Raw genomic sequence first — 20,325 nt, 5'->3', positions numbered from 1 at the left:
GGCGGCCGGCCGGCCCGGCTTCCGGGCGCCTCGCCGGCGGTCCCGCGGGCCGGGCCCGTACCGGCGTACGGGCCCGCCGCCGCGCGCGTATCGCGTGCTCTCCGGGAAGACCCTCAGACTTCCCTGCCCCGCCTCTCCAACCAGGGGTGTACACAGCCGGCCCCCGCTCATCCTCCGGGAGGCCCGGCAATCGGTACGCCGGCATGACGCCCGGGCGTCCACGCGTCCCTAGTGTTGAGTTCAAGCGGCGGGTGCAGCACTCGTCCCCCGAGGTCAGACACTCGCCGCTGTCAGATGTGACAGGAGAGGGACCATGACAGGGACGGCAGCGCGGACAGCGATCCGTACGCGGGGGCGCAGAGCCTTCGCGGCGTTCGGCGGACGCCGGTCGGGCACGCGCCATCCACTGGTGGCGACGGCCATGGTCCTTCCCCTCGCGGTACTGCTGACGGTCGCCTTCGGCGGCTGGGAAGCGGTGCTCACACAAGCGTCGTCCGTGGGCGTGATGCTGGGGCGCTGACACGGCGCTCCGGACCCGGGAGAGCGGCCCGGGTCGGGGACATCCGGCCAACAACCCCGTGGGGACGGGGGTGCGGCGGACGGCAGCGGTTGGCCGGTCAGCTGGGGAGCTGACCGGCCATCGTGCTGTCCGGGCCCGGCCCGTGGCCCCTGAGACCAGCCGGTTGTACGACAAAACCCCGGCCGCCGAAGCGACCGGGGTTTCGATGAGGGTGCGCGATACTGGGATTGAACCAGTGACCTCTTCCGTGTCAGGGAAGCGCTCTCCCGCTGAGCTAATCGCGCGGGTGGGACCTGCGTTTCGTACGATACTGCGTGCGCGATACTGGGATTGAACCAGTGACCTCTTCCGTGTCAGGGAAGCGCTCTCCCGCTGAGCTAATCGCGCGGGAACCCTCATCGGGTCCAGTGGACGATACTGGGATTGAACCAGTGACCTCTTCCGTGTCAGGGAAGCGCTCTCCCGCTGAGCTAATCGTCCGCAGAGGTGGAGACGGGATTTGAACCCGTGTAGACGGCTTTGCAGGCCGTTGCCTCGCCTCTCGGCCACTCCACCAGGAGTGCGGGGAACCGGTGAGGGATCCCCGACAATCGAGCGGACGACCAGGTTCGAACTGGCGACCTCAACCTTGGCAAGGTTGCGCTCTACCAACTGAGCTACGTCCGCGTGTCGTTTCCGGCCGTCTGCGCGGCCTTGCGACGTGTTGAACTCTAGCGGATTACCGGGCCAGCACAAAAACGCGTTTCCGCAGCGTGCTGGCGTGCGTTCACCACGCGTTCGGTCCCGAGCGGCTCCATGACCCCTGTTCTAGACTCGCAACTGTGCACGATCGCGCTCCACTGGCCCGCTTCGGCGGCCTCGTCGCCTCGGATCTGCGGGATGTCACCCATGATCCGGAGGCACTCGACTCCGCCGGGTTCTGGGCCGTCGCCGCGGACTTCGAAGGCCGTCTCACCTGCGCACGGTTCGCGGACGTACGGCGCGAGCCGGTCCCCGTACCGGTGCCGGGGCGGTGGCGCGGACCCCGGCCCGGGGACTGGACGTCGTCGCTCGACCACGCCGCGTACACGGCGGGGGTCCGCCGGATCCGCGCGTACATCGCGGCGGGGGACGTGTACCAGGCCAACCTCTGCCGGGTGCTCTCCGCCCCGCTGCCGGACACCGGCACCGGCGGCGCCGACATCGACGCCCTGACGGCGCTGCTCGCGCGCGACAACCCGGCGCCGTACGCGGGGACGGTCCGGCTGCCCGCGCACGGCGTGGAGATCGCCACCGCCTCCCCCGAGCTGTATCTGCGCCGCACCGGCCGCACCGTCGAGTCGGGCCCCATCAAGGGCACCGCCCGCACCGCCGGGGAGCTGCTGGAGAAGGACCGCACCGAGAACGTGATGATCGTGGACCTCGTCCGCAACGACCTCGGCCGGGTCTGCGCCCCCGGCACCGTCACCGTCCCGGCGCTCTGCGCGCTGGAGCCGCACCCCGGTCTCGTCCATCTCGTCTCGACGGTACGGGGCGAACTCGCCGCGGCGGCGGGCTGGCCGGAGCTGCTGGCGGCGACCTTCCCGCCCGGCTCGGTCACCGGCGCGCCCAAGTCCAGCGCCCTCAGGATCATCGACGAGCTGGAGACCGCCCCGCGCGGCCCCTACTGCGGCGGCATCGGCTGGGTCGACGCCGACCGGGGCACCGCCGAGCTGGCCGTCGGGATCCGTACGTTCTGGATCGACCGCGCCACCCCCGCCGGTCCCGTCCTGCGCTTCGGCGCGGGCGCCGGGATCACCTGGGGCTCCGACCCGGAGGGGGAGTGGCGCGAGACCGAGCTGAAGGCGTCCCGGCTGCTGGCCATAGCGTCGGGAGCGTACGGAAAGGCGCGCGAGACGCCGGAGACGCAAGGAACGGATCCGGCGGGCCCGGACGCCCGCGAACCGATCGGAAGGACCGCGCGATGCTGATCTGGGCCGACGGCGCACTGCGTACGGCGGATGACGCCCGGGTGTCCGTGTTCGACCACGGACTGACCGTGGGCGACGGCGTCTTCGAGACCGTCAAGGCCGTCCGGGGGCGGCCCTTCGCCCTCACCCGCCATCTCGACCGGCTGGCCCGCTCCGCCCGCGGCCTCGGACTGCCCGAGCCGGACGCCGACGAGATACGCCGGGCCTGCGCGGCCGTCCTCGACGCCGGTCCGCCGGAGCCGGCCCGGCTGCGGATCACCTACACCGGCGGACCCGCCCCGCTCGGCTCCGACCGCGGCGACGCGGCCCCCACCCTGATCGTCGCCGCCGACCCGTCCCCGCGCCGCCCCGACACCACCGCGGCCGTCACCGTCCCCTGGCCCCGGAACGAGCGCGGCGCGGTGGCCGGGATCAAGACCACGTCGTACGCGGAGAACGTCGTCGCGCTCGCCCGCGCGACCGGGCGGGGCGCCACCGAGGCGATCTTCGCGAACACCGTCGGCGCGCTCTGCGAGGGCACGGGCTCCAATGTCTTCGTCGTCCTCGACGGCGAACCGCACACCCCGCCCCTCGCGTCCGGCTGCCTCGCCGGTATCACCCGCGCCCTCGTCATCGAGTGGAGCGGCGCCCGCGAGACCGAACTGCCGCTGGCGGTACTGGAGTACGCGGACGAGATCTTCCTGACCTCGACACTCCGCGACATCCAGGCGGTCCACCGGATCGACGACCGCGCCCTGCCGTCCGCCCCCGGCCCGGTGACCGCCGAGGCGGCCCGCGTCTTCACCGAGCGGGCGGGCGCAGACCCGGATCCGTAAGACCGATCCGGATCCGTAAGGCCGGCCCGATCCGTAATCCGGATGACTCCCGGGCGCGCGGCGGGTAGAACTCTCCCGATGACCACCACCCTGCGGCCCACCGGACCGCTCCAGCAGACCCGCGACGGCGGCACGTCACGCTCCTACGAGATCTGCGTCAACAGCAGGCCCGTCGGCGCGATCGGCCTCGCCACGGACGCCGCCTTCGGCCACACCGCCGGCATTCTCGACGGGCTCCGCGTCGACGAGCCCGACCGCCGCCGGGGCCGGGCCACCGTCGCCGTGCTCGCCGCCGAGGAGGTGCTGCGCGGCTGGGGCTGCGAGCAGGTGATGGCCTCCGTACCGCCGGACGCCACCGCCGCGCTGTCCCTGCTGGACTCGCTCGGCTACACCGAGCGCAGCCGCAACATGGACAAGGAGCCGCCGTCCGCGCCCCCGGCGCTCCCCGCCGGTGTCGAGGCCCGCCCGATGACCGGCGCGGAGTACGACGTATGGCTGGCGGCGGCCGTCGACTCCTTCGCTCAGATCTGGATCGACCGCGGCACCGAGCCGGCGGCGGCCAGGGCCAAGTCGGAGCTGAGCCACCGGCAGAACCTGCCCGAGGGCCTCGCCACCCCCGACACGGCCTTCCATGTCCTGCTCCACGAGGGATCCGCCGTCGGCCATGTCTGGACCGGGCGCCGCGAGATCCGGCCCGGCGAGTGGGCCGCGTACGTGTACGACGTGGAGGTGGCCGAGAACCGGCGCGGCCGGGGTTTCGGCCGGGCCCTCATGCTGGTCGCGGAGCGGGTCGCCCTGGAGTCCGGCTCGGCGCTGCTCGGGCTGCATGTCTTCGCGGACAACACCCCGGCGGTCCGGCTCTACGAGTCGCTCGGCTACCGCACGACATCCCGCAACTTCGCCAAACGGCTGCTCTAGGACTCGGGGTACGCGGGCGCTACGCGTCCGCTGCCGGGGGAGCGTCCACGATCTCCTCGATCCGCGCCCGCAGCCCGTCCTGGCTCTTGCCGCCGTCGAGCCGCCGGCCGGCGATCTCGTACGTGGGGGTGCCGGTCACGCCGATCGCCTTCCCCTCGGCCTGGTCGGCGTCGACGGTCAGGAAGTGCCGGCCGTCGATCAGCGCGGTGTCGAACTCCTCGGCGTCCAGGCCGAGTTCGCGCGCGACCTCGATCAGGACGGGCTCGCCCCGGGCCGCCAGCTCCTCGGTCCTGGCCAGGACGGCCTCCACGTACGGCCAGAGCGCGCCCTGCGCGGCGGCCTCCTCGGCGGCCTGGGCGGCGGCGTAGGCGTGCCGGTTCTTTTCGAGGGGGAAGTGCCGCAGCCGGATCTCCAGCCGGTCCCCGTAGCGGGCGCGCAGCGCGCGGATGTCGTCCAGCGCGGTCCGGCAGTCGGGGCACTGGAGTTCGCACCAGACGTCGAGGACGGCGGGGCTCGTGGTGGTGGAGTCGCTCATGGGGTCAGTCTCCCAGTACGGGAGAACCCCGAGTGCTCCCGCCCGGCGCGGTGCGCGGGCCCCGGACCGGCACCTGGGGAGGAGCGCACCCCCGAGATCTCCCCCAGATCCGCCGCCCGGGGCCCCGGGCCATGGCCTCGACCCCCTGGTCAGGTGCAGGATGGAGGGGACGATGTGTTCGGCCCACGACGAGTGACTGCCTGGAGGACCTGATGATTGCCGAGACCATCTGCGCGGCGGTGTCGGCGGCGGGCCTCGGCATCGCCGCCGTCACGGCCTACCGCAAGCGTTTCCTGGCCGCGACGAGGATCGCCGCGTACGCGCTGGTCCCGGCCGGGCTGGTGATGATCGGCGCGGTGAAGTGGATCTCCCACATGGCCTTCAGCCTGACCTCGTGGGCCGGCTTCGGTGTGCTCGCGTTGGCGTGGCTGCTCTTCATGACGACGCGCACGATCGAGCGGCGCACCGGTGGCACGCGCAAGGAGCGCAGAGCCGCCGCCCGGGCGGCGGCGGAGCGGGGCGCCGGTCCGGTGGAGCCCGCCGCGTCCGCGCCCTCGCTGGGCCCCGGCACCAGGCCCGCCGCGCAGCCGAGGCCGGCGGCGCGCGAGGAGCGGGCGGGGGAGGACTTCAGCGACATCGAGGCCATTCTCAAGAAGCACGGCATCTGACGGCCCGGGTCCTCCTGACGACCCCGGTCTTCCGGCGGCCCGGTCTTCCGGCGGTCCCGGTCTTCGGGCCGACCGCGGAGGCCCGGCAGCATGCCAGGCCGGTCCCGATTCGGCTGGCATTCCGGGGATCAAACCACGGGAAATGATGAACTCCCCGGCTGATCACCCTGGTTGGGGCGGGGTCGGGTCCCGGGGTGCGTCATGATCGCCCCGAGATGTTGGATACCACCCGGGGGGAAGCCCCCGCACCCACCGAGGAGCCGCGCGGCTGTCTTTTCGCGCTCTCCCAGCCACCGTTGATGATCTTCCTGACGGTGATCGGCGCTCTGCTGCTGATGGCGGCGCTGCACGATCTGTTCCTGCTGTGACCGGCGGTGCGACCCGCGGTGTGCCCGGAGGTGTGGGCGGCCCGGTGCGGGTCAGCCGGCCGCTTCCTTGCGGCGTGCCCGGTACGCGGCCACATGCAGCCGGTTGCCGCAGGTGCGGCTGTCGCAGTAGCGCCGTGACCGGTTGCGCGACAGGTCGACGAACGCGTGCCCGCAGTCCGGGGCCTCGCAGCGGCGCAGCCGCTCCTGCTCACCGGCCACGACCATGAAGGCGAGCGCCATGCCGCAGTCCGCCGCGAGATGGTCGGCGACCGAGGCGCCCGGCGCGAAGTAGTGGACATGCCAGTCGTAGCCGTCGTGGTCGGTCAGCTGCGGGGTCGTTCCCGCGGCGGCCACCAGCCGGTTGATCAGATCGGCCGCGGCCCGTGTGTCCGGCGCCGCGAACACGTCCGCGAAGCGGCTCCGTACCCGCAGCACGGCCCGGAGATCCGGGTCGCCGAGGGCGTTCACCCCGCTGATGTTGTGGTCCCGTACGAAGCCGTACAGGTCCTCGACGCTGGCGAGCCGGTCGCCTGTCTCGTCGCTCGTGCCGGATTCGGGCGCGGTGTTCACCAGATCCACGACGGTGTCGAGGGCGATCCGGGTGTCGTGTGGAATCAGCACGGTCGGCTCCCTGGCAGGCCCGGCGGGCCGGTGCCCGCCAATCCCGCCGACTTTAGCCGTTGGACCCGCCCGGAACGCATCGGCGCCGCCGTCGCGGTGGTTTCCGCGGCGCCGGCGCCGATGTCCTGCCGTATGCGATTGTCCGCGCGGCGCCGTCTCCCCGAGTCGGACGGCGCCGAGCAGTCTGCTGCCTGGCTCAGCTCTCGGCCAGGATGTGCGACAGCTCGGTGTCGAGATCGAAGTGACGATGCTCGGTGCCGGGTGGCACCGCGGCGTCGGTCCGCTTGAGGAACGACTCCAGGGCCCGCGCCGGGGCCTCCAGAAGGGCTTCGCCCTCCGGGGAGCTGAGCGCGATGCAGACGACGCCCTGACCGTGGCTGCGGGACGGCCAGACTCGGACGTCGCCGGTGCCGGTGGGCCGGTGCAGCCCCTCGGCGAGAAGGTCGCGGGCGAAGACCCACTCGACCGTCTCCTCGGCTCCGGTGTGGAAGGTGGCGTGCACGGCGTAAGGATCGGCCGTGTCATACCGCAGGCCCGCGGGTACAGGCAGTGAGGACTCGCTCGATACAACGAGGCGCAGGTGCAGCTCGCAGCTGACCGTGGTGTTCATAAGCGCCAGGGCCTTTCGCTCAGTGTGCGCTCGGGGATTCGCACGTCGGCGAAATCGACATGCCACCTACGGTGCCGTTGTAAACCCCTCTGTCTGTTTTGTGATCCTTCGGGTAGCTCGTATGGCGGTGTACTACTTCGGGTCATACCGCCATTGCGGTGACGCGGACAAGGCGCCGAAGATTGCTTGAGCGGTCAATCTTTGCCCTGTGCGGCGTCCGCAGGTGACCGGCCGGTGACCAGGAGGTGATCGGCCACCCCCTGACATGGGGTAACGTATGCGGTGCGTCCGGGCGATTAGCTCAGTGGGAGAGCGCTTCGTTCACACCGAAGAGGTCACTGGTTCGAACCCAGTATCGCCCACCCGGATCGGGGCCCCGAAGACCTACCGACAGGTTTTCGGGGCCCCGTCCGTTTCCCCTCGTTCCCCCGGGCGTTTCCCTGTGGCCGTACGGGAATCCGCCGCCGGAATCCGGTTTGAAGGAACGGCGCCGGGGCCTGTATGGTTCAGGCGTTCCCGGGCGATTAGCTCAGTGGGAGAGCGCTTCGTTCACACCGAAGAGGTCACTGGTTCGAACCCAGTATCGCCCACCGGGAAAGGCCGGTCCGTCATCGACGGACCGGCCTTCGCGCGTTACGGGCCCGGGTCAGGCCGCCTCGGCCGGCCGCTCGGGGCGCAGCGGCCAGCCCGCCCCGGCCGCCTCCTCGCCGGCCCGCGAGAACCAGGACTGCTGCCCCCGCACCAGCTCCGCGTGCCAGCCGGTCTGGAGCCCGTGCAGCTCCGCCGCCCCGAGCCGCTCCAGCCGCCCGGCGAACCGGCGCCCGATGGCCCGCACCACCTCCATCGCCGTCAGCGCGGCCAGTGTGGTCGGCCCGCCGCGTGTCCCGTCCGCCGGATCGGCCCGCTCGGCCTTGTAGTGCTCGGAGAGGTCCGTGAGCGCGCGCGGCCCCTTGCGGTAGCGGTCGAGATGCCCGTCCAGGACGCGCGGGTCCAGCACATGGAACGGCATCCCCGTCAGCAGCCGGGAGAGCGAGGTGGCCCGGTGCCGCCGCAGCTCCCGGTCGAGCACCGTCAGACCGAACGGCGCGTCCATCACCACCAGCGGCCGGCCCGCCGTGCACTGCCCGCCGAGCGCCCCGGCCACCTCCGCCACCACCGGCGCCGGCCACCGCCCGGTGCGGTGCAGGCAGTCGTGGGTGAGCCCGAGCCCCCCGACGACCGCCGCCGGCACCGGCACCCCCGGGTCCACCAGCCAGCGGGTCACCCGGGGCCGCGTCCCCGCCAGATCCTGGACCACCAGCGAGGCCACCACGATCCGGTCCTCCTCGGCGTCCGCCCCCGTGGTCGCCGTACCGAAGGCGGCCAGCGGCCCCTCGAACCACGTCATCCCCGAACTCCTCGCGCGTTGACGGCAGATGGCGCTCACGCACTGCCCGAATCGGTGCTACCCGGACAGGTCGTGCGGTATGCCTCGTTTACGGCGACGGGAAACCGTTTCGCGGCGGGCCCGGTGGGCTCGGTACGATTCGACACGCGCAGTGTCCGCTGTCGTACCCCGTAGGTCAGGAGAGACCGGTGTCAGATGTCCGTGTGATCATCCAACGCGATTCCGAGCGGGAAGAGCGCGTGGTGACGACGGGCACTACGGCGGCCGAGCTGTTCCCCGGCGAGCGCACCGTTGTCGCCGCGCGCGTGAACGGCGAGCTGAAGGACCTCGCGTACGGCGTCGCCGAGGGCGAGGTCGTCGAGCCCGTGGAGATCTCCTCCGAGGACGGCCTGAACATCCTGCGCCACTCCACCGCGCATGTCATGGCCCAGGCCGTGCAGGAACTGCACCCCGACGCCAAGCTCGGCATCGGCCCGCCCGTCAAGGACGGCTTCTACTACGACTTCGACGTCGCGACCCCCTTCACCCCCGATGACCTCAAGGCCATCGAGAAGAAGATGCAGGAGATCCAGAAGCGCGGACAGCGCTTCGCGCGCCGCGTCGTCACGGACGAGGCCGCCCGCGAGGAGCTGGCCGACGAGCCGTACAAGCTCGAACTGATCGGCATCAAGGGCTCCGCCTCCACCGACGACGGCGCGGATGTCGAGGTGGGCGGCGGCGAGCTGACCATCTACGACAACCTCGACGCGAAGACCGGCGAGCTGTGCTGGAAGGACCTCTGCCGGGGCCCGCACCTGCCCACCACCCGGAACATCCCGGCGTTCAAGCTGATGCGCAACGCCGCCGCCTACTGGCGCGGCAGCGAGAAGAACCCGATGCTCCAGCGCATCTACGGCACCGCCTGGCCCTCGAAGGACGAGCTGAAGGCACATCTGGAGTTCCTCGCCGAGGCCGAGAAGCGCGACCACCGCAAGCTCGGCAACGAGCTGGACCTCTTCTCCTTCCCCGACGAGGTCGGTTCGGGCCTCGCCGTCTTCCACCCCAAGGGCGGCGTCATCCGCCGCGCCATGGAGGACTACTCGCGCCGCCGGCACGAGGAGGAGGGGTACGAGTTCGTCTACACCCCCCACGCCACCAAGGGGAAGCTCTTCGAGAAGTCCGGGCACCTGGACTGGTACGCCGACGGCATGTACCCGCCCATGCAGCTCGACGAGGGCGTCGACTACTACCTCAAGCCCATGAACTGCCCGATGCACAACCTGATCTTCGACGCCCGGGGCCGGTCGTACCGTGAACTGCCCCTGCGGCTGTTCGAGTTCGGGACCGTCTACCGGTACGAGAAGTCCGGTGTCGTGCACGGGCTGACCCGGGCCCGCGGCTTCACCCAGGACGACGCGCACATCTACTGCACCAAGGAGCAGATGGCGGACGAGCTGGACTCGACGCTGACCTTCGTGCTCAACCTGCTCCGCGACTACGGGCTGACCGACTTCTATCTGGAGCTGTCCACCAAGGACCCCGAGAAGTTCGTCGGCACCGACGAGGCGTGGGAGGAGGCCACCGAGACGCTGCGCAAGGTCGCCGAGAAGCAGGGGCTGCCGCTGGTCCCCGACCCGGGCGGCGCCGCGTTCTACGGGCCGAAGATCTCCGTACAGGCGCGGGACGCCATCGGCCGTACCTGGCAGATGTCCACCGTCCAGCTCGACTTCAACCTGCCGGAGCGCTTCGACCTGGAGTACACCTCGCCGGACGGCTCCAAGCAGCGGCCCGTCATGATCCACCGGGCGCTGTTCGGCTCCATCGAGCGGTTCTTCGCGGTCCTGCTGGAGCACTACGCGGGCGCGTTCCCGGTGTGGCTGGCGCCGGTGCAGGCCGTCGGGATCCCGATCGGTGACACGCACATCCCGTACCTCCAGGAGTTCGCGGCCAAGGCCAGGAAGCAGGGCCTGCGGGTCGACGTCGACGCGTCGTCGGACCGGATGCAGAAGAAGATCAGGAACCAGCAGAAGCAGAAGGTTCCGTTCATGATCATCGCGGGCGACGAGGACATGGCCAACGGCGCGGTGTCCTTCCGCTACCGCGACGGTTCGCAGGAGAACGGCATCCCGGTCGACGAGGCCATCGCGAAGATCGCGAAGGCCGTCGAGGACCGCGTCCAGGTCTGACGACCGGACGGCGGACGGCCCCCGGGCGCCCTTCAGGGGCGGCCCGGGGGCCGTTCCATGTCCTCTCCGTCCTGCCTACCTGTCCTCCCGGTCCGTTCGCCCGTCCCGGTCCTCGCGGCCGAAGACCTGGATCAGCCAGGACGAGAACGACCCCGTCACCGCCCCCAGCAGCGCCAGGCCGCACACCATCAGAAACACCGCGCACAGCCGCCCCAGCGGGGTCACCGGTGTGACATCGCCGTAGCCGACCGTGGTGATCGCCGAACAGGCCCACCACACGGCGTCGCCGAAGGTCCTGATCGTGGCGCCCGGCGAGTCCCGCTCCTGCTGGTAGACCGCGAGCGAGGCGGCGAAGCTGAGCAGCGCCGAGGCCGTTCCGGCGTACGCCATCACCCGCCCGTACAGACTGAACCGCGGGCGGCCCCGGCGGTGTCGCAGGGCCACATACGCGTTGACGATCCGCAGCGGGCGCAGCAGGGGCAGCGCCAGCACGACCGTGTCCAGCCAGTGCGACCGTACGAAGCGCAGCCCCCGGCCGCTCAGCACCAGCCGTACGCCGTAGTCCACCGCGAAGACCGCCCAGATCAGCACCGTGCCGGCCAGCGCCAGGCCGTGCCAGACCGGGGCGGCGCGGGCGAGCACCCGGACCGTGTAGCAGGCGAGGAAGAGGAGCGAGGCCACGAGCAGCGGCAGCTCCGTGCGCCGCTCCCAGGCCCGCTGCCGGGCCGGGCCGTTGCGGACATGCATCGCCCCAGCATCCCGACGGGCGGCCGTTACGGGCCCGGCGACACGCTTCCGGGACGAAGTCATATGCTGCACAGCATGACGAGTGAGCCGGAGCAGCAGATCGGCGTGGGGACCCAGGACGCGTTCCAGCGTCTGTGGACACCTCACCGGATGGCCTATATCCAGGGCGAGAACAAGCCCACCGGGCCGGGCGCCGGCGACGGCTGTCCCTTCTGCTCCATCCCCGCCAAATCCGATGTGGACGGGCTGATCATCGCCCGCGGCGAGCAGGTGTACGCGGTGCTCAACCTCTACCCGTACAACGGCGGACATCTGATGGTGGTGCCGTTCCGGCATGTCGCCGACTACACGGAGCTGGACGAGGCGGAGACCGCCGAGCTGGGGCTGTTCACCAAGCACGCCATGACGGCGCTGCGCCGGGCGTCCGGCGCGCACGGCTTCAATATCGGGATGAATCAGGGCGCGGTCGCCGGCGCGGGGATCGCCGCGCATCTGCACCAGCATGTGGTGCCGCGCTGGGGCGGCGACACCAACTTCATGCCGGTCGTCGGCCACACGAAGGTGCTGCCGCAGCTGCTCGCCGACACCCGCCAGATGCTCGCGGACACCTGGCCGGACGGCTCCTGAGCTGAGCGCCGCCGCCACCGCCGCTGTGTCCGGGGCCCGGCCCTGGGCACAGCGGCGGTCGCGTTACGCGTCGTACGCGTCGATCTTCTTCGGCGACGGGTCCTGCACGGCTCCTATCAGCGAGGACGAGCGGCTGCTGAAGCCCGCCGTGCTCACGCCGTGCTCGTCCAGCACCCGCATCGCCGCGTTGTGCGCGACCCGCAGCACCGGGGTGGCGGCGCGCATCGCGTCGTCCGCCATGAAGCGGTGGCGCCACGGCTGCTCGGCCCAGACATGCCGCATACCGAACGGCTCCGGCAGCGACAGCTTGCCGCCGAGGAAGTCGAGGATGTGCGGATACCAGGTGAACGGCGCCCGCACCGCGAGCCGGACCGCCTCCTTGGGCTCCACCAGCGGCAGATTCCGCGAGGTCGTCTCCCAGAACCGGACCGTCTTGGCGCGGGACACGGTCTTCGCCGCCGGCTTCGCGAAGAAGAACGAGTGCACCGGACCCAGCGCGTAGCCCGAGACCTCGATACGGAGCGTCTCGTGCAGAACGGTCACCGAGATCATCATCGTGATGACCAACTGGCTGTCCCAGAGCGTGAACTGCACTCCGAGATAGTGCCGGTTGCCACTGCCGAACTGCTGGTGGTTGCAGATGCGCTGTATCTCGTGGCTCTTGATCTGATACGCCTCGACGTCCGCGCCGTCCGGCCAGGAGACCGAGGACGCGCCTTCACCGATCGGCGCCACGACCCAGTGCTTGACCGAAGGGGTCGGGAACCCACCGGAGTTGAGCGGGCCGCGCTCCAGCAGCTTCATCTGGTCGTGGATCGCGCGTATCACGTCGTAACTGCGGAACTGGTGGATCTCCTTGTCGGGATCCTTCGGGACCAGCTCCTCGGCGAGCTGCCAGCTGCCCCAGCGCGTGCCCATCCCGAGTATGCCCTTCGGGCCCGCGTAGAAGACCATGTTGGACTGCTGCTCGGCGCTGAGCTTCTCCAGCCCCAGACGCATCTCCTCCCGGGTCGCGTCGCCCGGGGTGCCGGGGACCGCCTCGGGGATCTTGACGCTGGTGCCGCCGCCGGACAGCAGACCGTTCCAGTGGTCGCGCAGATCCTGCGCCGCCTGCTCGCAGATGCGCTTCGCCAGATACCAGCCGATGACCGGTGCGACGATCACTCCGCGCAGATACCAGCCGAGCACCCCGTCGAACGGCAGCTTGACCAGGAGCAGCACCGCCAGCACCGCGACCGCCACCAGCGCCGCGGTGCCCACCGCGCCCGCCCGGCGGTCCTTCGCCCCCGCCAGGGTGCGGCGCAGCTGGAACACGCCCAGCCAGATCAGCACACCGGGCAGGAAGACCACCCCGGCGACCGCCGTCACCACCGTGAGCTTCTTGTCGCGCTCCCGGCGGATATGGGTCGCGTCCAGGCAGTGCTCGACGACCGTCTGGGGCGCCATGCCGAACGACTGGATCAGCGCGCCCCGGCCGGGGCCCAGCGTCCGCGACTGCACGGCGCGGGCGAACGCCTCGCCGAGATTGGGCTCGAAGAGCGAGAACTTGCCCTTGGTGACCTTCGACTTGTGCCAGTCGTTGTCGGCCTTGAGGATGTCCTCCATCGGGCTGTCCCGATAGGCGGCCGAGGCGAGGGCCTGGGTGGCCGCCGTCTGCCCCGCCGAGCCCTGGAGCGGGATCTGCGCCCCAGGGCTGAAGTCGAATACGTCGTTTGCCACTTGCCGCCCCTCGCCGCACGGTTCCGCTGCCGCGACTACTTCCCGGCCCGCGTGCCCCGCAACCCAGGGCCTGGTCACCCCAGCGTAACCGCGTCATGCCGTCCGCGTCAGGACACTGGCGTGTCTTCGCCACTCGCGCATGAACCGGGCCGCGCGGCCAACCAGGCGCTCTCCGCCGTCCGTTGCCGCCCCGCCCGGAAAGGGCCCCGCCGAGGCCCGCGGCGGGGCCGGGCTCCGGTCCTCCCGCACCCCGTACTCCGCCCGGGGCGCGTCCATACGGGGCACAGGACGGCCCGCGCGGGGACCCGGCGGTGTCGCGCGGCCGTCGTGACTACGATGGGCCAGCCGGTGGCCGTCGGGGCCGCGCGGCCAACCGAACCTCGGGAAGGCCATGCTGAACAAGTACGCGCGTGCATTCTTCACGCGTGTCCTCACGCCGTTCGCCGCATTTCTGCTCCGACGCGGAGTCAGTCCTGACGCGGTCACCCTGATCGGCACGGCCGGGGTGATGGCGGGCGCGCTGGCCTTCTTCCCCCGCGGGGAGTTCTTCTGGGGCACCATCGTCATCACCGTTTTCGTCTTCTCCGACCTCGTCGACGGCAACATGGCGCGACAGGCCGGGATCACCAGCCGCTGGGGCGCCTTCCTCGACTCCACGCTCGACCGTGTCGCGGACGGCGCGATCTTCGCCGGCTTCGCGCTCTGGTACGCGGGCGACGGGGACAGCATCACCCTCTGCGCCGTCGCCATCTTCTGCCTCGCCAGCGGCCAGGTCGTCTCGTACACCAAGGCGCGCGGCGAGTCCATCGGGCTGCCGGTGGCCGTCAACGGGCTCATCGAGCGCGCCGAGCGGCTCGTCATCTCCCTCGTCGCCGCCGGGCTCGCCGGCCTGCACGCCTTCGGCGTGCCCGGGATCGACATCCTGCTGCCGATCGCCCTGTGGGTCGTCGCGGCCGGCAGTCTCGTGACCCTCGGGCAGCGCGTCGTCACCGTACGGCGCGAGTCCGCCGAGGCCGACGCCGCGGCGGAGACGGCCGAGAGTCCCACCCGGGAGAGTGGGGCCGCCTCATGAGCGCCGTCGGCGACCGGGTGACCGACGCCCTGTACGGGATCGGCTGGAGCGCCGTCAAGACGCTCCCCGAGCCCCTCGCGAACGCGCTGGGCCGGACCGTCGCGGACACCGCCTGGAAGCGGCACGGCCCCAGTGTGCGGCGCCTGGAGGCCAACCTCGCCCGCGTGGTCCCCGACGCGGGCCCCGAACGGCTCGCCGCGCTCTCCAAGGCCGGGATGCGCTCGTACACGCGGTACTGGATGGAGTCGTTCCGGCTGCCCGCCTGGAGCAAGGAGCGCGTGCGCGACGGTGTCGAGATCAAGGACATCGGCCTCCTCTTCGACGGCCTCACCACCGGCCGGGGCGTCATCCTCGCCCTGCCGCACATGGCCAACTGGGACCTCGCGGGCGCCTGGCTCACCCGCGCCCACGACGTGCCCTTCACCACCGTCGCCGAGCGGCTCAAGCCCGAGAAGCTGTACGACCGGTTCGTCGCCTACCGCGAGAGCCTGGGCATGGAGGTCGTCCCGCACACCGGCGGCACCGCCTTCGGCACGCTCGCCCGCCGGCTCCGCGCCGGCGGCCTGGTCTGCCTCGTCGCCGACCGCGACCTCTCCGAGTCCGGCGTCGAGGTCGACTTCTTCGGCGACCGGGCCAGAATGCCGGCGGGCCCCGCGCTGCTGGCCCAGCGGACGGGCGCGCTGCTGCTGCCCACCGTCCTGTGGTTCGACGACACCCCCGTCCTGCGCGGCCAGGTGTTTCCCGCCGTCGAGGTCCCCGGAACAGGTACCCGCGCCGAGAAGACGTCTGTGATGACACAGGCGGTGGCCGACGTCTTCGCCACCGGAATCGCCGAGCACCCGGAGGACTGGCACATGCTGCAACGTCTGTGGCTCGCGGATCTCGACCCGGGCGGGGGTCCCCGGTGAGGATCGGAATCGTCTGCCCGTACTCCTGGGACGTACCGGGCGGCGTCCAGTTCCACATCAGAGACCTGGCCGAACATCTCATCCGGCTCGGCCACGAGGTCTCCGTCCTCGCCCCCGCGGACGACGAGACCCCCCTGCCGCCCTACGTCGTCTCCGCCGGCCGCGCCGTCCCCGTCCCGTACAACGGCTCCGTCGCCCGCCTCAACTTCGGCTTCCTGTCGGCCGCGCGGGTCCGCCGCTGGCTGCACGACGGCACCTTCGACGTCATCCACATCCACGAACCGGCCTCGCCCTCGCTCGGCCTGCTCGCCTGCTGGGCCGCGCAGGGCCCCATCGTCGCCACCTTCCACACCTCCAACCCGCGCTCCCGCGCCATGATCGCGGCGTACCCGATCCTCCAGCCCGCGCTGGAGAAGATCAGCGCCCGTATCGCCGTCAGCGAGTACGCGCGCCGCACCCTCGTCGAACACCTGGGCGGCGACGCCGTCGTCATCCCCAACGGCGTCGACGTCGGCTTCTTCGCCGACGCCGACGTCAACCCCGCCTGGCAGGGCGGCACCATCGGCTTCATCGGCCGCATCGACGAACCGCGCAAGGGCCTGCCCGTCCTGATGGAGGCCCTCCCGGAGATCCTCGCCGCCCGCCCCGGCACCCGTCTGCTGGTGGCGGGCCGCGGCGACGAACGGGAGGCGGTGGCCCGCCTCCCCAAGGACATGCGCGAACGCGTCGAGTTCCTCGGCATGATCAGCGACACCGACAAAGCGAGGCTGCTGCGCAGCGTCGACCTGTACGTCGCGCCCAACACCGGCGGCGAGAGCTTCGGCATCATCCTCGTCGAGGCGCTGTCCGCCGGGGCGGCGGTCCTGGCCAGCGACCTCGACGCGTTCGCCCAGGTCCTCGACCACGGCGCCGCGGGCGAACTCTTCACCAACGAGGACGCCTCCGCCCTAGCCCGCGCGGCCACCCGCCTCCTCGCCGACCCGGCCCGCCGCGCGGCCCTGCGGGGGCGCGGGAGCGCGCATGTACGGCGCTTCGACTGGTCGACGGTCGGCGCGGACATCTTGGCGGTGTACGAGACGGTGACGGACGGCGCGGCGTCGGTGGCGACGGACGAACGTACGGGGTTTCGGGCGCGGTTCGGTCGTTAACGCGGGGTCGCCTCCCGGCTAGGGGGCCGTGGTTTGTGGTTGTACGGGGTGCGGCAGGTGCGCCCGTGCCGGGGGTCGGGGCACTCCGGAGGCGCATCCCCGGATGCATGATTTACGCCGCGTGCGGGCCGGTTCTTCGACTGCGGACCGTTCAGCGGCACAAATCACGCTCTACATCCGGGGACGTCACCTCCTGCGACCCCGGCCCCCTCCGGTAGGTGGACGGCCGGGCCACGAACCCTCCGGGCCGGGCCCGGTGGTCTGTGCGGGTCCTGAAGGGGGCACCGCAGGGGGTGCGTGTCCGGACGTAAAGCGCGATTTGTGCCGCTGAGCGAAACCTGCGGGTACGGTCCGGCCCGCACGCGGCGTAAGTCGTGCAGTCCGGACGCGTGCCACCGGAGGGGCACCCGGCGACAACCCGCACGTGTGCACCGGGCCCCGCCCAAAGACAAACCCACGGCCTCTTAGCCGGGAGGCGGCTAGCGGCTAGCCTGCCGGGCGTGACCTCTCTTGTGTGGATTGTTGTTGTCGTTATCGCTGTGGGGCTCTATCTCAGTTGGACCGCTGGGCGGCTCGACCGGCTGCACACGCGGATTGATGCCGCCCGCGCCGCGCTCGACGCGCAGTTGTTGCGGCGGGCGTCCGTGACGCAGGAGCTGGCGTCGTCGGGGGTGCTCGATCCGGCCGCGTCGATCGTGCTGTATCAGGCCGCGCATGCCGCGCGGCAGGCGGAGGAGGAGCAGCGGGAGGTGGCGGAGAGTGAGCTGAGCCAGGCGTTGCGGGCCGTGTTCGGGGAGGCGGCTCAGGTGGAGGCGGTAAGGGAGGCGCCGGGGGGTGTGGAGGCCGCCGAGGAGCTGGCCGCGGCGGTGCGGCGCGTGCCGATGGCGCGGCGGTTCCACAACGACGCCGTACGGGCCGCCCGCGCCCTGCGCCGGCACCGGAAGGTGCGCTGGTTCCGGCTCGCCGGACACGCGCCGTTCCCGCTGGCGTTCGAGATGGACGATGTGCCCCCGGTGGCGCTGGCGGCCCGGCCGGGGGGCTGAGCCGGGGGAGAACGAGCCACCGCGTAACCATTGGCCCTTGCAGTGGACCGGGCGCGCGGCGTTCCCTTGAGGAGCCGTAATCCCTGTCGTTTTCAGCCAGTGAGGTCGCTCCGTGTCCACTACGCTTCCCACCCCCGCCCAGCCCGTCGACACCGCCGCGACGGGCACCGCGCGCGTCAAGCGCGGGATGGCCGAGCAGCTGAAGGGCGGCGTGATCATGGACGTCGTCACCCCGGAGCAGGCGAAGATCGCCGAGGACGCGGGGGCGGTCGCCGTGATGGCGCTGGAGCGGGTGCCGGCGGACATCCGCAAGGACGGCGGCGTGGCGCGGATGTCGGACCCGGACATGATCGAGGGGATCATCGGCGCGGTCTCGATCCCGGTGATGGCCAAGTCGCGGATCGGCCACTTCGTGGAGGCGCAGGTCCTTCAGTCGCTCGGGGTCGACTACATCGACGAGTCGGAGGTGCTGACCCCGGCGGACGAGGTGAACCACTCGGACAAGTGGGCGTTCACCACGCCGTTCGTCTGTGGTGCCACCAACCTCGGTGAGGCGCTGCGCCGGATCGCCGAGGGCGCCGCGATGATCCGGTCGAAGGGCGAGGCCGGGACGGGCAACGTCGTGGAGGCCGTACGGCATCTGCGGCAGATCAAGAACGAGATCGCCCGGCTGCGCGGGTACGACAACAACGAGCTGTACGCGGCGGCCAAGGAGCTGCGCGCCCCGTACGAGATCGTCAAGGAGGTCGCCGCGCTCGGCAAGCTGCCCGTGGTGCTCTTCTCCGCGGGCGGGGTCGCCACCCCGGCGGACGCCGCGCTGATGCGCCAGCTCGGCGCCGAGGGCGTCTTCGTTGGCTCGGGCATCTTCAAGTCGGGCGACCCGGCCAAGCGCGCCGCCGCGATCGTGAAGGCCACCACGTTCTACGACGACCCGAAGATCATCGCGGAGGCGTCCCGGAACCTCGGCGAGGCGATGGTCGGCATCAACTGCGACACCCTGCCCGAGACCGAGCGCTACGCGAACCGTGGCTGGTAATCACCCATGAGCGCACCTGTGATCGGAGTGCTGGCGCTCCAGGGCGATGTCCGGGAGCATCTGGGCGCGCTGACGGCGGCGGGCGCCGACGCCAGGTCCGTACGGCGGCCCGCGGAACTGGACGCCGTCGAGGGGCTGGTGATCCCCGGCGGCGAGTCCACGACCATGTCCAAGCTCGCCGTGCTCTTCGGGATGCTGGAGCCGCTGCGGACGCGGGTACGGACCGGAATGCCGGTGTACGGCACCTGCGCCGGGATGATCATGCTCGCGGAGAAGATCCTCGACCCTAGGTCGGGCCAGGAGACGGTCGGCGGGATCGACATGATCGTGCGCCGCAACGCCTTCGGCCGGCAGAACGAGTCCTTCGAGGCGGCCGTGGAGGTCGCGGGGGTGGCGGGCGGTCCCGTCGAGGGCGTCTTCATCCGGGCGCCCTGGGTGGAGTCGGTGGGCGCGGGCGTGGAGGTGCTCGCGGAGCACGGGGGCCATGTGGTCGCCGTACGGCAGGGCGCCGCGCTCGCGACGTCGTTCCACCCCGAACTCACGGGGGACCATCGGCTGCACCGTTTCTTCACCGACATGGTGCGCTCCGCACGGTGACCCGGTCCCGGTAGGATCGCTGCCGAACGGAGCAGGATTGGTTACGCGAAGGAGACAGGCAGATGTCCGGCCACTCTAAATGGGCTACGACGAAGCACAAGAAGGCCGTGATCGACGCCAAGCGCGGCAAGCTCTTCGCGAAGCTGATCAAGAACATCGAGGTCGCGGCCCGTACCGGCGGGGCCGATGTCGACGGCAACCCGACCCTTTTCGACGCCATCCAGAAGGCGAAGAAGAGTTCGGTGCCGAACAAGAACATCGACTCGGCCGTCAAGCGCGGCGCCGGTCTTGAGGCCGGCGGCGCCGACTACGAGACGATCATGTACGAGGGATACGGCCCGAACGGTGTCGCGGTGCTCATCGAGTGCCTCACCGACAACCGCAACCGCGCCGCCTCCGACGTGCGCGTCGCCATGACCCGTAACGGCGGCTCGATGGCCGACCCGGGTTCCGTCTCGTACCTCTTCCACCGCAAGGGCGTGGTGATCGTCCCCAAGGGCGAGCTGACCGAGGACGACGTCCTGGGCGCCGTCTTGGACGCCGGCGCGGAAGAGGTCAACGACCTCGGCGAGCAGTTCGAGGTGCTCAGCGAGGCCACCGACCTGGTCGCGGTCCGTACCTCCCTCCAGGAGGCCGGCATCGACTACGACTCGGCCGACGCCAACTTCGTGCCGACCATGCAGGTCGAGCTGGACGAGGAGGGCGCGCGCAAGATCTTCAAGCTGATCGACGCCCTGGAGGACAGCGACGACGTGCAGAACGTCTTCGCCAACTTCGATGTCTCCGACGACGTCATGGAGAAGGTCGACGCCTGACACCGCCTCATCCGACGGGCCGACGGAGCTGCTTGCCGTCGGCCCGTCGGCCTGTCC

At 71.2% G+C, this 20,325-nt stretch carries 21 protein-coding genes and 7 tRNA genes; 17 read left to right on the top strand and 11 right to left on the bottom strand.

Annotation, left to right across the window (positions count from 1 at the left end; translation table 11 throughout):
- The first annotated feature begins 313 nt into the window (after nucleotides 1–313).
- On the top strand, nucleotides 314–520 hold the full coding sequence (locus DVK44_RS03565; protein WP_114658285.1) for a hypothetical protein: 207 nt from the start codon (nucleotides 314–316) through the stop codon (nucleotides 518–520).
- A 212-nt stretch (nucleotides 521–732) separates the two neighbouring features.
- On the opposite strand, the gene DVK44_RS03560 is transcribed toward DVK44_RS03565, so the two are convergent.
- The 5 genes from DVK44_RS03560 to DVK44_RS03540 form a co-directional block, all read right to left on the bottom strand.
- Nucleotides 733–804: transfer RNA gene (locus tag DVK44_RS03560), tRNA-Val, on the bottom strand.
- Between the two features lie 31 nt (nucleotides 805–835).
- Nucleotides 836–907: transfer RNA gene (locus DVK44_RS03555), tRNA-Val, on the bottom strand.
- A gap of 21 nt (nucleotides 908–928) precedes the next feature.
- Nucleotides 929–1,000 (bottom strand) — tRNA-Val (locus tag DVK44_RS03550).
- Nucleotides 1,001–1,004: 4 nt separating this feature from the next.
- Nucleotides 1,005–1,075: transfer RNA gene (locus DVK44_RS03545), tRNA-Cys, on the bottom strand.
- Nucleotides 1,076–1,113: 38 nt separating this feature from the next.
- A tRNA-Gly gene (locus DVK44_RS03540) sits at nucleotides 1,114–1,186 on the bottom strand.
- Nucleotides 1,187–1,341: 155 nt separating this feature from the next.
- On the opposite strand from DVK44_RS03540, the gene DVK44_RS03535 reads away from it, so the two are divergent.
- From DVK44_RS03535 to DVK44_RS03525, 3 genes are all read left to right on the top strand, one after another.
- Nucleotides 1,342–2,469, top strand: coding sequence for a chorismate-binding protein (locus DVK44_RS03535; RefSeq protein WP_114658284.1), 1,128 nt, complete (start codon nucleotides 1,342–1,344; stop codon nucleotides 2,467–2,469).
- Nucleotides 2,463–3,284, top strand: a complete 822-nt coding sequence (locus tag DVK44_RS03530; protein WP_114658283.1) for an aminotransferase class IV — start codon at nucleotides 2,463–2,465, stop codon at nucleotides 3,282–3,284. The genes DVK44_RS03535 and DVK44_RS03530 overlap by 7 nt, the downstream gene beginning before the upstream one ends.
- Before the next feature lie 78 nt (nucleotides 3,285–3,362).
- On the top strand, nucleotides 3,363–4,202 hold the full coding sequence (locus DVK44_RS03525) for a GNAT family N-acetyltransferase (RefSeq protein WP_114658282.1): 840 nt from the start codon (nucleotides 3,363–3,365) through the stop codon (nucleotides 4,200–4,202).
- 19 nt (nucleotides 4,203–4,221) lie between these two features.
- Here the strand turns inward: DVK44_RS03525 and DVK44_RS03520 are convergent, their stop codons facing one another.
- Nucleotides 4,222–4,737 (bottom strand): DsbA family protein, encoded by a 516-nt coding sequence (locus DVK44_RS03520; protein WP_114658281.1) that lies wholly within the window; start codon nucleotides 4,735–4,737, stop codon nucleotides 4,222–4,224.
- A 212-nt stretch (nucleotides 4,738–4,949) separates the two neighbouring features.
- Here DVK44_RS03520 and DVK44_RS03515 point away from each other — a divergent pair, with 212 nt between their 5' ends.
- On the top strand, nucleotides 4,950–5,405 hold the full coding sequence (locus DVK44_RS03515; protein ID WP_114658280.1) for a hypothetical protein: 456 nt from the start codon (nucleotides 4,950–4,952) through the stop codon (nucleotides 5,403–5,405).
- A 215-nt stretch (nucleotides 5,406–5,620) separates the two neighbouring features.
- Nucleotides 5,621–5,773 carry a hypothetical protein gene (locus tag DVK44_RS36665; RefSeq protein ID WP_181957394.1) on the top strand — a complete coding sequence of 51 codons (153 nt, stop codon included), beginning with the start codon at nucleotides 5,621–5,623 and terminating at the stop codon, nucleotides 5,771–5,773.
- Nucleotides 5,774–5,824: 51 nt separating this feature from the next.
- Here DVK44_RS36665 and DVK44_RS03510 read toward each other — a convergent pair whose 3' ends face one another.
- Entirely contained in the window at nucleotides 5,825–6,394 is a 570-nt protein-coding gene (locus DVK44_RS03510; protein ID WP_114658279.1) for a CGNR zinc finger domain-containing protein, read from the bottom strand.
- Between the two features lie 196 nt (nucleotides 6,395–6,590).
- A complete protein-coding gene (locus tag DVK44_RS03505) occupies nucleotides 6,591–7,004 on the bottom strand; it encodes an SsgA family sporulation/cell division regulator (protein WP_003959770.1) in 414 nt (137 codons plus the stop codon).
- A 290-nt stretch (nucleotides 7,005–7,294) separates the two neighbouring features.
- Here DVK44_RS03505 and DVK44_RS03500 point away from each other — a divergent pair.
- Together DVK44_RS03500 and DVK44_RS03495 are read left to right on the top strand one after the other, a co-directional pair.
- Nucleotides 7,295–7,366: transfer RNA gene (locus DVK44_RS03500), tRNA-Val, on the top strand.
- 156 nt (nucleotides 7,367–7,522) lie between these two features.
- A tRNA-Val gene (locus tag DVK44_RS03495) sits at nucleotides 7,523–7,594 on the top strand.
- 56 nt (nucleotides 7,595–7,650) lie between these two features.
- Here DVK44_RS03495 and DVK44_RS03490 read toward each other — a convergent pair.
- Nucleotides 7,651–8,391, bottom strand: a complete 741-nt coding sequence (locus DVK44_RS03490) for a 3'-5' exonuclease family protein (protein ID WP_114658278.1) — start codon at nucleotides 8,389–8,391, stop codon at nucleotides 7,651–7,653.
- Nucleotides 8,392–8,579: 188 nt separating this feature from the next.
- Between DVK44_RS03490 and thrS the strand changes: the two genes are divergently transcribed.
- On the top strand, nucleotides 8,580–10,556 hold the full coding sequence (gene thrS / locus DVK44_RS03485) for a threonine--tRNA ligase (RefSeq protein ID WP_114658277.1): 1,977 nt from the start codon (nucleotides 8,580–8,582) through the stop codon (nucleotides 10,554–10,556).
- Nucleotides 10,557–10,631: 75 nt separating this feature from the next.
- Here thrS and DVK44_RS03480 read toward each other — a convergent pair whose 3' ends face one another.
- On the bottom strand, nucleotides 10,632–11,303 hold the full coding sequence (locus DVK44_RS03480; protein ID WP_228446972.1) for a potassium channel family protein: 672 nt from the start codon (nucleotides 11,301–11,303) through the stop codon (nucleotides 10,632–10,634).
- A 63-nt stretch (nucleotides 11,304–11,366) separates the two neighbouring features.
- On the opposite strand from DVK44_RS03480, the gene DVK44_RS03475 reads away from it, so the two are divergent.
- Complete coding sequence (locus DVK44_RS03475) at nucleotides 11,367–11,930, top strand: HIT family protein (protein WP_114658275.1); 564 nt, start codon at nucleotides 11,367–11,369, stop codon at nucleotides 11,928–11,930.
- Nucleotides 11,931–11,993: 63 nt separating this feature from the next.
- Here DVK44_RS03475 and DVK44_RS03470 read toward each other — a convergent pair whose 3' ends face one another.
- On the bottom strand, nucleotides 11,994–13,649 hold the full coding sequence (locus DVK44_RS03470) for a hypothetical protein (protein WP_114658274.1): 1,656 nt from the start codon (nucleotides 13,647–13,649) through the stop codon (nucleotides 11,994–11,996).
- 391 nt (nucleotides 13,650–14,040) lie between these two features.
- On the opposite strand from DVK44_RS03470, the gene pgsA reads away from it, so the two are divergent.
- The 7 genes from pgsA to DVK44_RS03435 all read left to right on the top strand — a co-directional run bounded on the left by pgsA (nucleotide 14,041) and on the right by DVK44_RS03435 (nucleotide 20,268).
- Nucleotides 14,041–14,721, top strand: a complete 681-nt coding sequence (pgsA, locus tag DVK44_RS03465; RefSeq protein ID WP_114658273.1) for a phosphatidylinositol phosphate synthase — start codon at nucleotides 14,041–14,043, stop codon at nucleotides 14,719–14,721.
- The gene (locus tag DVK44_RS03460; RefSeq protein ID WP_114658272.1) at nucleotides 14,718–15,629 is read left to right on the top strand and encodes a phosphatidylinositol mannoside acyltransferase; all 912 of its coding nucleotides are present in this window, start codon (nucleotides 14,718–14,720) and stop codon (nucleotides 15,627–15,629) included. Before pgsA ends, DVK44_RS03460 begins: the two co-directional genes overlap by 4 nt.
- Nucleotides 15,626–16,777, top strand: coding sequence for a glycosyltransferase family 4 protein (locus tag DVK44_RS03455; protein WP_114658271.1), 1,152 nt, complete (start codon nucleotides 15,626–15,628; stop codon nucleotides 16,775–16,777). Before DVK44_RS03460 ends, DVK44_RS03455 begins: the two co-directional genes overlap by 4 nt.
- Before the next feature lie 491 nt (nucleotides 16,778–17,268).
- Nucleotides 17,269–17,820, top strand: coding sequence for a hypothetical protein (locus DVK44_RS03450; protein ID WP_114664869.1), 552 nt, complete (start codon nucleotides 17,269–17,271; stop codon nucleotides 17,818–17,820).
- A gap of 187 nt (nucleotides 17,821–18,007) precedes the next feature.
- On the top strand, nucleotides 18,008–18,856 hold the full coding sequence (gene pdxS / locus DVK44_RS03445; protein WP_231717308.1) for a pyridoxal 5'-phosphate synthase lyase subunit PdxS: 849 nt from the start codon (nucleotides 18,008–18,010) through the stop codon (nucleotides 18,854–18,856).
- A gap of 6 nt (nucleotides 18,857–18,862) precedes the next feature.
- Nucleotides 18,863–19,453, top strand: coding sequence for a pyridoxal 5'-phosphate synthase glutaminase subunit PdxT (gene pdxT, locus DVK44_RS03440; RefSeq protein ID WP_114658269.1), 591 nt, complete (start codon nucleotides 18,863–18,865; stop codon nucleotides 19,451–19,453).
- 62 nt (nucleotides 19,454–19,515) lie between these two features.
- A complete protein-coding gene (locus DVK44_RS03435) occupies nucleotides 19,516–20,268 on the top strand; it encodes a YebC/PmpR family DNA-binding transcriptional regulator (RefSeq protein ID WP_114658268.1) in 753 nt (250 codons plus the stop codon).
- Nucleotides 20,269–20,325 lie beyond the last annotated feature (57 nt).

It is taken from the genome of Streptomyces paludis, from assembly GCF_003344965.1.
Taxonomy (GTDB): Bacteria; Actinomycetota; Actinomycetes; order Streptomycetales; family Streptomycetaceae; genus Streptomyces; species Streptomyces paludis.
This window is presented reverse-complemented; position numbering and strand designations above follow the sequence as displayed.